Source organism: Enterobacter sp. 61D5, assembly GCF_034107965.1.
Lineage (GTDB): Bacteria > Pseudomonadota > Gammaproteobacteria > Enterobacterales > Enterobacteriaceae > Enterobacter > Enterobacter cloacae_M.
Genome location: NZ_JAWNFK010000024.1, coordinates 163,312 through 175,328, shown reverse-complemented (window position 1 = coordinate 175,328; position 12,017 = coordinate 163,312). Strand labels below are relative to the sequence as shown.

Here is a 12,017-nt window from a genome sequence, read left to right as displayed (position 1 = left end):
AGCGAGCAATTTGCATGTCTAAATCCGTACAGAGCAACAGCGCGGTTCTCGTTCACTTCACGCTGAAGCTGGATGACGGCTCCACGGCCGAATCCACCCGCAATAACGGCAAACCGGCCCTGTTTCGTCTTGGCGATACCTCCCTGTCTGAAGGTCTTGAGCAGCAGCTTCTGGGCCTGAAAGAGGGAGAGAAAAAAGCCTTTTCGCTGGAGCCGGATGCCGCGTTTGGCGTGCCGAGTCCGGACCTGATCCAGTATTTCTCGCGCCGCGAGTTTATGGATGCGGGTGAACCGGAGATCGGAGCGATTATGCTCTTTACCGCTATGGACGGCAGCGAAATGCCTGGCGTGATCCGCGAAATCAACGGCGACTCTATTACCGTTGACTTCAACCATCCGCTTGCCGGGCGTACCGTTCATTTTGATGTTGAAGTGCTGGAAATCGATCCTGCACTGGAGGCCTGAAATGCAGATCCTGTTGGCTAACCCGCGCGGCTTCTGCGCCGGTGTAGACCGCGCTATCAGCATTGTTGAAAACGCGCTGGAGATTTACGGCGCGCCGATTTATGTGCGTCACGAAGTGGTGCACAACCGCTACGTGGTCGACAGCCTGCGCGAGCGCGGCGCCATCTTCATTGAGCAGATCAGCGAAGTGCCGGACGGTGCGATCCTGATTTTCTCCGCGCACGGCGTCTCGCAGGCGGTACGTAACGAAGCAAAAAGCCGCGATCTGACCGTATTCGATGCCACCTGTCCGCTGGTGACAAAAGTGCATATGGAAGTGGCGCGCGCCAGCCGTCGTGGTGAAGAGTCGATTCTGATTGGACATGCCGGTCATCCGGAAGTCGAAGGCACCATGGGCCAGTACAGCAACCCGGAAGGGGGGATGTATCTGGTTGAGTCGCCTGAAGATGTCTTTACGCTGAACGTGAAAAATGAAGCCCGTCTGTCGTTTATGACCCAGACGACGCTCTCCGTTGACGATACCTCAGACGTGATTGACGCGCTGCGTCAGCGCTTCCCGAAAATCGTCGGTCCGCGTAAGGATGATATCTGCTACGCGACCACTAACCGTCAGGAAGCGGTGCGCGCACTGGCTGAACAGGCGGATGTGGTGCTGGTGGTCGGCTCCAAAAACTCGTCTAACTCCAACCGTCTGGCCGAACTGGCGCAGCGTATGGGGAAAGCGGCGTTTCTGATCGACGATGCAACGGACATTCAGGAAGCGTGGGTCAAAAATGCGGCCTGTGTTGGCGTGACCGCCGGCGCTTCCGCGCCGGACATCCTGGTGCAGAACGTGATTACCCGCCTGCAGGAGCTAGGCGGCGGCGAAGCGGTGCCGCTGGAAGGACGTGAAGAGAACATCGTTTTCGAAGTCCCGAAAGAACTGCGCATCGAAGCCCGCGAAGTCGAATAGTCCTTTTTCTGATGAAAGGCCAGCACCTCCTGTGCTGGCCTTTTTTTTAGCCGTTACTTTATCGTGACGACAAAATCATGTCTTTTACTGATATTTAAGTCGGTTTCACGTTAAATTCTAATTATCGGTGTTTTCAGTTGGCAGTGCTTCTCAAGGCTGGTTAATCTGAAAACGGTTTACATCATTTTAACGTAAGAGAATAACTATGCATGATGCACAGATCCGTGTCGCCATTGCGGGCGCGGGTGGACGTATGGGCCGTCAGCTTATTCAGGCGGCACTTCAGATGGATGGCGTCGCGCTTGGCGCGGCACTGGAGCGTGAAGGTTCGTCGCTTCTGGGGACCGATGCCGGTGAGCTGGCAGGCGCTAGCCACACGGGCGTTACCGTGCAAAGCAGCCTGGAGGCGGTAAAAGATGACTTCGATGTATTCATCGATTTTACCCGCCCGGAAGGGACGCTCGCGCATCTGGCGTTTTGTCGCCAGCACGGCAAGGGGATGGTGATTGGCACCACCGGTTTTGACGATGCGGGTAAGCAGGCTATCCATGATGCATCAAAAGAGATTGCGATTGTCTTCGCCGCAAACTTCAGCGTGGGCGTTAACGTCATGCTGAAGCTGCTGGAGAAGGCCGCGAAGGTGATGGGCAACTATACCGATATTGAGATCGTAGAAGCTCACCACCGTTACAAAGTTGATGCGCCATCGGGTACGGCGCTGGCGATGGGCGAAGCGATTGCTCATGCACTTGATAAAGATTTAAAAGACTGCGCGGTCTATACCCGTGAAGGTTACACCGGCGAACGCGTTCCTGGCATCATTGGCTTCGCAACCGTGCGGGCGGGTGACATCGTCGGCGAACACACGGCGATGTTCGCCGATATTGGCGAGCGCGTCGAAATTACGCATAAAGCCTCCAGTCGAATGACGTTCGCCAACGGTGCGGTACGTTCCGCTTTGTGGCTTAAAAACAAGAAAGATGGTCTTTATGATATGCGAGACGTGCTCGATCTCAACAATTTGTAAGCATTATTACCCATCGTGATGTGGTTATTGCAGTCGTAATTGTTTGATTGCATAGGGCAATATTTTATTGCCCTTTTATTTTATCTATTTCATGGTTTATTTTTTATTAAAGCTCTAAATATCTATCTCTTATAACGTTTTAACGTTACTGAAATGTAAATTTTGACCATTTGGTCCACTTTATGGTGCTGAGCTAGCTAACTTTTCATTAAACCAGGCGCGCAAGCGTTTTCCGCAGTGATTTACCTGATCTTTTTGTCGCTTAAGCAGTAATCCACTCGTAAGACTTGCAAAAGAGTAAACAAAATATCCGTTTTAAGTTGACTTTTACCCACCAAATCCCCAGAATGCCGCCGTTTGCCAAAAATCCGCTGGCAACACATTTGCATTGATCCATGACATGCTATGAATTAATATGCAAATAAAGTGAGTGAATATTCTCTGGAGGGTGTTTTGATTAAGTCAGCGCTATTGGTTCTGGAAGACGGAACCCAGTTTATCGGTCGGGCCATAGGGGCAACGGGTTCGGCGGTTGGGGAAGTCGTTTTCAATACTTCAATGACCGGTTATCAAGAAATCCTCACTGATCCTTCCTATTCTCGCCAAATCGTTACTCTTACTTATCCTCATATCGGCAATGTCGGCACTAATGCAGCTGACGAAGAATCTTCTCAGGTACATGCGCAAGGCCTGGTCATCCGCGACCTGCCGCTGATTGCCAGCAACTTCCGCAATACCGAAGACCTCTCTTCTTACCTGAAGCGCCATAACATTGTGGCGATTGCCGATATCGATACCCGTAAGTTAACGCGTCTGCTGCGCGAGAAGGGTGCACAGAACGGCTGCATCATCGCGGGTGATAACCTCGATGCGACGCTGGCGCTGGAAAAAGCGAAAGCCTTCCCGGGCCTGAACGGCATGGACCTGGCGAAAGAAGTGACGACCGCTGAAGCCTACAGCTGGACGCAGGGTAGCTGGACGCTGGAAGGCGACCTGCCGGAAGCGAAAAAAGAGAGCGAGCTGCCGTTCCACGTGGTGGCCTACGATTTCGGCGCCAAGCGCAACATCCTTCGCATGCTGGTTGATCGCGGCTGCCGCCTGACGGTAGTTCCGGCACAAACGTCTGCCGAAGACGTGCTGAAGATGAATCCGGACGGTATTTTCCTGTCTAACGGTCCTGGCGACCCGGCGCCGTGCGATTACGCCATCGCCGCTATCAAGTCCTTCCTGGAAACCGACATCCCGGTATTCGGTATCTGCCTTGGCCATCAGCTGCTGGCGCTGGCGAGCGGTGCGAACACCGTTAAGATGAAGTTCGGCCACCACGGTGGTAACCACCCGGTGAAAGACATCGACAACAACACGGTGATGATCACCGCGCAGAACCACGGCTTTGCCGTCGATGAAGCCTCTATGCCGGCTAACCTGCGCGTGACCCATAAGTCGCTGTTCGATGGCACCCTGCAGGGCATCCACCGTACCGATAAGCCAGCATTCAGCTTCCAGGGTCACCCGGAAGCCAGCCCGGGTCCACACGACGCCGCGCCGCTGTTCGATCACTTCATCGAACTTATCGAGCAATACCGTAAGACCGCTAAATAATCAGGAGCCGAGAAGACAATGCCAAAACGTACAGACATAAAAAGCATCCTGATCCTTGGCGCTGGCCCGATCGTCATCGGCCAGGCCTGCGAATTCGACTACTCCGGCGCGCAGGCGTGTAAAGCCCTGCGTGAAGAGGGTTACCGCGTAATCCTGGTAAACTCTAACCCGGCAACCATCATGACCGACCCGGAAATGGCCGATGCGACCTACATCGAGCCGATTCACTGGGAAGTGGTGCGTAAAATCATCGAGAAAGAGCGTCCGGACGCGGTGCTGCCAACCATGGGCGGCCAGACGGCGCTGAACTGTGCGCTGGAGCTGGAGCGTCAGGGCGTGCTGGAAGAGTTCGGCGTGACCATGATTGGTGCGACCGCCGACGCGATTGATAAAGCAGAAGACCGTCGCCGCTTCGACGTGGCGATGAAGAAAATCGGCCTCGACACCGCGCGTTCCGGTATCGCACACAACATGGAAGAAGCGCTGGCCGTCGCGGCTGACGTGGGCTATCCGTGCATCATCCGTCCATCGTTCACCATGGGCGGCACCGGCGGCGGCATCGCCTACAACCGCGAAGAGTTCGAAGAGATTTGCGAGCGCGGTCTGGATCTCTCTCCAACCAAAGAGCTGCTGATTGATGAATCGCTGATTGGCTGGAAAGAGTACGAGATGGAAGTGGTGCGTGATAAAAACGACAACTGCATCATCGTCTGCTCCATCGAAAACTTCGATGCGATGGGTATCCACACCGGCGACTCCATCACCGTTGCGCCAGCCCAGACTCTGACCGACAAAGAGTATCAAATCATGCGTAACGCCTCGATGGCGGTACTGCGTGAAATCGGCGTGGAAACCGGTGGTTCAAACGTGCAGTTCTCCGTTAACCCGAAAACCGGCCGTCTGATTGTTATCGAAATGAACCCGCGCGTGTCCCGTTCCTCCGCGCTGGCCTCTAAAGCGACCGGCTTCCCGATTGCGAAAGTGGCGGCGAAGCTGGCGGTGGGCTACACCCTCGACGAGCTGATGAACGACATCACCGGTGGCCGTACGCCTGCGTCCTTCGAGCCGTCTATCGACTACGTTGTCACCAAAATTCCTCGCTTCAACTTCGAGAAATTCGCGGGCGCGAACGACCGTCTGACCACTCAGATGAAATCTGTCGGTGAAGTGATGGCGATTGGCCGCACGCAGCAGGAATCCCTGCAGAAAGCGCTGCGCGGCCTCGAAGTGGGCGCGACCGGCTTCGACCCGAAAGTGAGCCTGGACGACCCGGAAGCGCTGACCAAAATTCGCCGCGAGCTGAAAGATGCTGGCGCAGAGCGTATCTGGTATATCGCCGATGCCTTCCGTGCGGGCCTGTCCGTCGACGGCGTGTTCAACCTGACCAACATCGACCGCTGGTTCCTGGTGCAGATTGAAGAGCTGGTGCGTCTGGAAGAGCAGGTCGCTGAGCTGGGTATCACCGGCCTGGACGCTGACTTCCTGCGCGTGCTGAAGCGTAAAGGCTTCGCCGATGCGCGTCTGGCTAAGCTGGCGGGCGTGCGTGAAGCGGAAATCCGCAAGCTGCGCGACCAGTACGACCTGCATCCGGTCTACAAGCGCGTGGACACCTGTGCGGCTGAATTCTCGACCGACACCGCCTACATGTACTCCACCTATGAAGACGAGTGTGAAGCGAACCCGTCCGTCGACCGCGACAAGATTATGGTGCTGGGCGGCGGTCCAAACCGTATCGGCCAGGGCATCGAGTTCGACTACTGCTGCGTACACGCCTCGCTGGCGCTGCGCGAAGACGGTTACGAGACCATTATGGTCAACTGTAACCCGGAAACCGTCTCTACCGACTACGACACCTCTGACCGTCTCTACTTCGAGCCGGTTACCCTGGAAGACGTGCTGGAAATCGTGCGCATCGAGAAGCCAAAAGGCGTTATCGTGCAGTACGGCGGCCAGACCCCGCTGAAGCTGGCGCGCGCGCTGGAAGCAGCAGGCGTGCCGGTTATCGGCACCAGCCCGGACGCGATTGACCGTGCGGAAGACCGCGAGCGTTTCCAGCAGGCGGTTGACCGTCTGAAACTGAAGCAGCCGGCGAACGCCACCGTCACCGCCATTGAAATGGCCGTTGAGAAGGCGAAAGAGATTGGCTACCCGCTGGTGGTGCGTCCTTCGTACGTGCTGGGCGGCCGCGCGATGGAAATCGTTTATGACGAGGCCGACCTGCGTCGCTACTTCCAGACCGCGGTGAGCGTGTCGAACGATGCGCCAGTACTGCTCGACCGCTTCCTCGACGACGCGGTGGAAGTGGACGTTGACGCCATCTGCGACGGGGAAATGGTGCTGATTGGCGGCATCATGGAGCACATCGAGCAGGCAGGCGTGCACTCCGGCGACTCCGCCTGTTCTCTGCCAGCCTACACGCTGAGCCAGGAGATTCAGGACGTGATGCGCCAGCAGGTGCAGAAGCTGGCCTTCGAGCTGCAGGTTCGCGGTCTGATGAACGTCCAGTTCGCGGTGAAAGACAACGAAGTCTATCTGATTGAAGTGAACCCGCGTGCGGCACGTACCGTACCGTTCGTCTCCAAAGCCACCGGCGTACCTCTGGCGAAAGTGGCGGCGCGCGTGATGGCGGGCCAGACGCTGGCGCAGCAGGGCGTGACCAAAGAGATCATTCCACCGTACTACTCGGTGAAAGAAGTGGTGCTGCCGTTCAACAAATTCCCGGGCGTTGACCCGCTGTTAGGGCCAGAAATGCGCTCTACCGGGGAAGTGATGGGCGTGGGCCGCACCTTCGCAGAAGCGTTCGCGAAGGCGCAGCTGGGCAGTAGCTCCACCATGAGAAAATCAGGCCGTGCGCTGCTCTCCGTTCGTGAAGGCGATAAAGAGCGCGTGGTTGACCTGGCCGCCAAGCTGCTGAAACAGGGCTTCGAGCTGGACGCAACCCACGGTACCGCGATTGTGCTGGGCGAAGCTGGCATCAACCCGCGTCTGGTGAACAAGGTGCATGAAGGTCGTCCGCACATTCAGGACCGTATCAAGAATGGCGAATACACCTACATCATCAACACCACCGCAGGCCGCCAGGCGATTGAAGACTCCAAGCTGATTCGCCGCAGCGCGCTGCAGTACAAAGTGCACTACGACACCACCCTGAACGGCGGTTTCGCGACGGCCATGGCGCTGAACGCGGATGCCACCGAGAAGGTGATTTCGGTTCAGGAAATGCACGCGCAGATTAGCAAGTAAGTAAAAATGCCCGGTGCCGTTCGGCTGCCGGGCATTCTCCCATCTTCAGAACCTTCTGGTTTTTCATCCGCATTCAGTCAGTTAGCCTAAAATGGTTAGGTCGATAACGAAATTCAACTGAGAGCAGGGGAAAACACCATGCAAAATAAATTACTGATCGCTTCCGTTCTGGCTGCCACGACAATGTTCACCGTTGCGGGCTGTTCGTCTAATCAGGCCGTAAAAACCACCGATGGCAAAACCATTGTCACCGACGGCAAACCGCAGGTAGATGACGATACCGGTCTGGTGTCGTATAAAAACGCCGAAACCGGTCAAACCGAGCAGATCAACCGTGACCAGGTGAAATCCATGGGCGAGCTGGATAACTAATTCAGAATTCTGACGTAAGCCCGTCAATAATATTCACTATTAGCCTGTTGAATTACTGACTACACTCTTTTGTTAAAAGAAAGCAGTAACAACAGGCTAATCAATGATTCTGATAATATATGCCCATCCTTATCCGCAGCACTCGCATGCGAATAAGCGGATGCTTGAGCAGGTAAGGACGCTTGATAACGTAGAGATACGTTCCCTCTATCAACTCTATCCCGATTTTAATATCGATATCGCCGCCGAACAGGAGGCGCTCTCCCGTGCCGATCTGATTATCTGGCAGCATCCGATGCAGTGGTATAGCACGCCTCCGCTCCTGAAGCTGTGGATTGATAAAGTCTTCTCCCACGGCTGGGCGTACGGACACAACGGCAATTCGCTAAAAGGAAAAAGCCTGATGTGGGCGGTCACCACCGGCGGCGGTGAAAGCCATTTTGATATCGGTTCCTTCCCGGGTTTTGACGTTCTGGCGCAGCCGCTGCAGGCGACTGCGCTCTATTGCGGTCTGAACTGGCTCCCGCCGTTTGCGATGCACTGCACGTTTGTTTGCGACGATGAAACGCTGCAGGCGCAGGCTCGCCATTATAAACAACGCTTACTTGAGTGGCAGGAGACGCACCATGGATAGCCATACGCTGATACAGGCGCTGATTTACCTCGGCGCGGCGGCGCTGATTGTACCCGTGGCGGTACGCCTGGGGCTGGGCTCGGTGCTCGGCTACCTGATTGCGGGCTGCGTCATTGGGCCGTGGGGCTTTCGACTGGTCACGGATGCGGAAGCGATTCTCCATTTCGCTGAAATCGGCGTGGTGCTGATGCTGTTTGTGATTGGCCTGGAGCTCGACCCGCAGCGCCTGTGGAAGCTTCGCGCCTCGGTGTTTGGCGGTGGGGCGCTGCAGATGGTGACCTGCGGCCTGCTGCTGGGCGGGTTCTGCATTCTGCTTGGCATGGACTGGAAAGTGGCCGAGCTCATCGGCATGACGCTGGCGCTCTCCTCGACGGCGATTGCCATGCAGGCGATGAATGAGCGGAATCTGACGGTTTCTCAGATGGGACGCAGCGCGTTCTCGGTGCTGCTGTTCCAGGACATTGCCGCTATTCCGCTGGTGGCGATGATCCCGCTGCTGGCGGCCAGCGGTTCCTCTACCACGCTGGGCGCTTTCGCGCTGTCGGCACTGAAGGTGGCGGGCGCGCTGGCGCTGGTGGTGCTGCTTGGCCGGTACGTGACCCGCCCGCTGCTGCGGTTTGTTGCCCGCTCTGGCCTGCGCGAAGTGTTCAGCGCCGTGGCGCTGTTCCTGGTGTTTGGCTTCGGTCTGCTGCTGGAGGAGGCCGGGCTGTCGATGGCGATGGGGGCGTTCCTCGCAGGCGTTCTGCTGGCGAGCTCTGAATACCGTCACGCGCTGGAAAGCGATATCGAGCCGTTCAAAGGACTGCTGCTGGGGCTGTTTTTCATCGGCGTCGGGATGTCCGTCGATTTCGGCACGCTGGTGACGCACCCGCTGCGGATCGTCATCCTGCTCGTCGGCTTCCTGGTCATTAAAATGGTGATGCTGTGGCTGATTGCTCGCCCATTGAACGTGCCGGGCAGGCAGCGCCGCTGGTTCGCCGTGCTGCTGGGGCAGGGGAGTGAATTTGCGTTCGTGGTCTTTGGCGCCGCGCAGATGGCAAACGTGCTCGATCCCGAGTGGGCGAAGGCGCTGACGCTGGCGGTCGCGCTGTCGATGGCGGTGACGCCTGTTCTGCTGGTGGTGCTGACGCGCCTGGAAAAATCGGGCAGCGAGCAGGAGCGCGAGGCCGACGAGATCGACGAGGAGCAGCCGCGCGTCATCATCGCCGGATTTGGCCGCTACGGGCAGATCGTGGGTCGTTTACTGCTGTCGAGCGGAGTGAAAATGGTCATCCTCGATCACGATCCCGACCATGTCGATACCCTGCGTAAATTTGATATGAAGGTGTTTTACGGGGATGCAACCCGCGTCGATCTGCTGGAATCGGCCGGGGCGGCAAAAGCCGAGGTGTTGATTAACGCCATTGACGATCCGGAAACCAGCATGCAGATGGTGGAGCTGGTAAAAGAGCATTTCCCGGCGCTGACCATTATTTCCCGCGCGCGCGATGTGGATCACTACATCCGTCTGCGACAGGCGGGCGTAGAGGCGCCAGAGCGTGAAACCTTCGAAGGCGCGCTGAAGTCTGGCCGCATGGCGCTGGAAAACCTGGGGCTCGGCGCGTATGAAGCGCGTGAACGCGCGGACCTGTTCCGCCGCTTTAATACCGAGATGGTCGAAGAGATGGCGGCGATGGCCGGCAGCACGGCCACCGAGCGTGCGGCGGTGTTCAAACGCACCAGTGCGATGCTGACGGAAATCATTAACGAGGACCGTAACCACCTGTCACTGATCCAGCGCCATGGCTGGCAGGGCACGGAAGAGGGCAAGCATACCGGCGATCCGGCTGACGAGCCCGAGAGTAAACCTTCCGCGTGAAGTGGAGTTGCCAGCAATATTAAAAAATTTCTTTATCTTTACCCTGCCGCCAGTCGACGAAAGATTAAGCTTTCCGTATAGTGGCGGCAATTTTTTGCATCCGGGAAATTTTCAATGATCAGTCTGATTGCAGCGCTGGCGGTGGACCGCGTTATCGGTATGGAAAATGCCATGCCGTGGAACCTGCCTGCCGATCTCGCATGGTTTAAACGTACTACGTTAAACAAGCCGGTAGTGATGGGCCGCCTGACCTGGGAGTCGATTGGTCGTCCATTGCCGGGCCGTAAGAATATCGTTATCAGCAGCCAGCCGGGCACTGACGATCGCGTCGAATGGGTAAAATCAGTAGACGAGGCGATTGCTGCATGCGGCAATGCCGAAGAGATCATGGTGATTGGCGGTGGGCGCGTGTACGAGCAGTTCCTGCCAAAAGCGCAGAAGCTCTATCTGACCCACATTGATGCAGAAGTGGAAGGGGATACCCATTTCCCGGACTACGATCCGGACGAGTGGGAATCGGTATTCAGCGAATTCCACGACGCGGATGCACAGAACTCCCACAGCTACTGCTTCGAGATTCTGGAACGTCGTTAAGTGATTTTCCCTCTCCCGGCCGGGAGAGGGAATAGCGTATCAGGAGGCAACGGCCTCACTTTCCCCTAAGTCCAGCTGTCGGTTGGACGGCTGCACAAAGTAAGCTTTATCTTCCCAGCGTAAGCAGGTTAACTCTCCGCCCCAGCAGCATCCGGTATCCAGACCGTAAATCCCTTCCGGTGTTCCTTTTCCTTCCAGCGCAGCCCAGTGACCAAATACCACGCTGTACTCGCTTGTCACCGGCCCCGGAATGGCAAACCACGGTTTCAGCGGAGCGGGCGCGCTTTCCGGCGTCTCTTTGGAATACATGTCCAGCTGTCCGTTCGGGAAGCAGAAACGCATGCGGGTGAACGCGTTGGTGATAAAGCGCAGACGGGCCAGACTGCTGAGATCCTCGCTCCAGTGGTTCGGCATATCGCCGTACATGGCATCGAGGAAGAAAGGATACGAGTCGCTCGCCAGCACCGCCTCAACGTCACGCGCGCAGGTTTTCGCCGTCTCAAGATCCCATTGTGGCGTGATCCCGGCATGCGCCATGACCAGCTTTTTCTCTTCATCGATCTGCAGCAGGGGCTGACGGCGCAGCCAGTTAATCAGATCGTCTGCGTCCGGCGCATCCAGCAGTGGGGTGAGGCGATCTTTAGGCTTGTTGCGGCTGATCCCGGCGAAAACCGCCAGCAGATGCAGATCGTGATTGCCCAGCACCATGCGGACGCTGTCGCCCAGCGATTTGACGAAACGTAATACTTCAAGGGAGCCGGGGCCACGCGCGACTAAATCGCCCGTCAGCCAGAGCGTGTCCTGTCCTGGCGTAAAGTCGACCTGTTTTAATAATGCGATCAGTTCATCGTAGCAACCGTGAACGTCGCCAATCAGATATGTAGACATTAGATTAATGAATGAGTGTGGTTACGGCGAGACGGAACACAGGAATGGCAACGCGGAAATCATTGCCATCGACGTCGACCATTTCATAATGGCCTTGCATAGTACCCATCGGCGTTTCAATCACCGCGCCGCTGGTGTACTGGTACTCTTCGCCAGGGGCGATGTGGGGCTGTTCACCAACCACACCTTCGCCCTGAACTTCGATTTCGCGGCCATTGCCATTAGTGATAAGCCAGTAGCGCCCGCGCAGCTGCACGGGCATCCGCCCCAGATTGCGAATGGTCACGGTGTAAGCGAAAACAAAACGTTCTTCGTCCGGTGAGGACTGTGATTCAACATAGACGCTTTGTACATGGACACATACGCGGGGCGAATCAATCATG

The 12,017-nt window shown here is 56.6% G+C and carries 11 protein-coding genes; 9 read left to right on the top strand and 2 right to left on the bottom strand.

Going from position 1 to position 12,017, the window contains the following annotated elements; genetic code table 11:
* Window positions 1-14 precede the first annotated feature (14 nt).
* The 9 genes from fkpB to folA all read left to right on the top strand — a co-directional run bounded on the left by fkpB (window position 15) and on the right by folA (window position 10,746).
* Window positions 15-464: an FKBP-type peptidyl-prolyl cis-trans isomerase gene (fkpB, locus tag UTM25_RS20345; RefSeq protein ID WP_003856450.1), complete on the top strand. Its 450-nt coding sequence runs from the start codon at window positions 15-17 to the stop codon at window positions 462-464.
* Between the two features lies 1 nt (window position 465).
* Entirely contained in the window at window positions 466-1,416 is a 951-nt protein-coding gene (gene ispH / locus UTM25_RS20340) for a 4-hydroxy-3-methylbut-2-enyl diphosphate reductase (protein WP_194400794.1), read from the top strand.
* 205 nt (window positions 1,417-1,621) lie between these two features.
* Window positions 1,622-2,443 (top strand): 4-hydroxy-tetrahydrodipicolinate reductase, encoded by an 822-nt coding sequence (dapB, locus tag UTM25_RS20335; protein ID WP_320715260.1) that lies wholly within the window; start codon window positions 1,622-1,624, stop codon window positions 2,441-2,443.
* A gap of 453 nt (window positions 2,444-2,896) precedes the next feature.
* A complete protein-coding gene (gene carA / locus UTM25_RS20330) occupies window positions 2,897-4,045 on the top strand; it encodes a glutamine-hydrolyzing carbamoyl-phosphate synthase small subunit (RefSeq protein ID WP_010427050.1) in 1,149 nt (382 codons plus the stop codon).
* A gap of 18 nt (window positions 4,046-4,063) precedes the next feature.
* Window positions 4,064-7,288 (top strand): carbamoyl-phosphate synthase large subunit, encoded by a 3,225-nt coding sequence (gene carB, locus UTM25_RS20325; protein ID WP_023310356.1) that lies wholly within the window; start codon window positions 4,064-4,066, stop codon window positions 7,286-7,288.
* A gap of 138 nt (window positions 7,289-7,426) precedes the next feature.
* On the top strand, window positions 7,427-7,660 hold the full coding sequence (locus tag UTM25_RS20320) for a YgdI/YgdR family lipoprotein (RefSeq protein WP_023310357.1): 234 nt from the start codon (window positions 7,427-7,429) through the stop codon (window positions 7,658-7,660).
* 103 nt (window positions 7,661-7,763) lie between these two features.
* Window positions 7,764-8,294: a glutathione-regulated potassium-efflux system oxidoreductase KefF gene (kefF, locus tag UTM25_RS20315; RefSeq protein ID WP_194400790.1), complete on the top strand. Its 531-nt coding sequence runs from the start codon at window positions 7,764-7,766 to the stop codon at window positions 8,292-8,294.
* Window positions 8,287-10,152: a glutathione-regulated potassium-efflux system protein KefC gene (gene kefC, locus UTM25_RS20310; protein WP_194400789.1), complete on the top strand. Its 1,866-nt coding sequence runs from the start codon at window positions 8,287-8,289 to the stop codon at window positions 10,150-10,152. The genes kefF and kefC overlap by 8 nt, the downstream gene beginning before the upstream one ends.
* Window positions 10,153-10,266: 114 nt before the next feature.
* On the top strand, window positions 10,267-10,746 hold the full coding sequence (gene folA / locus UTM25_RS20305; RefSeq protein ID WP_008502023.1) for a type 3 dihydrofolate reductase: 480 nt from the start codon (window positions 10,267-10,269) through the stop codon (window positions 10,744-10,746).
* Window positions 10,747-10,785: 39 nt separating this feature from the next.
* On the opposite strand, the gene apaH is transcribed toward folA, so the two are convergent.
* Both apaH and apaG read right to left on the bottom strand, forming a co-directional pair.
* Window positions 10,786-11,634: a bis(5'-nucleosyl)-tetraphosphatase (symmetrical) ApaH gene (gene apaH, locus UTM25_RS20300; RefSeq protein WP_320715258.1), complete on the bottom strand. Its 849-nt coding sequence runs from the start codon at window positions 11,632-11,634 to the stop codon at window positions 10,786-10,788.
* A 4-nt stretch (window positions 11,635-11,638) separates the two neighbouring features.
* A complete protein-coding gene (apaG, locus tag UTM25_RS20295) occupies window positions 11,639-12,016 on the bottom strand; it encodes a Co2+/Mg2+ efflux protein ApaG (RefSeq protein ID WP_023310361.1) in 378 nt (125 codons plus the stop codon).
* Window position 12,017 lies beyond the last annotated feature (1 nt).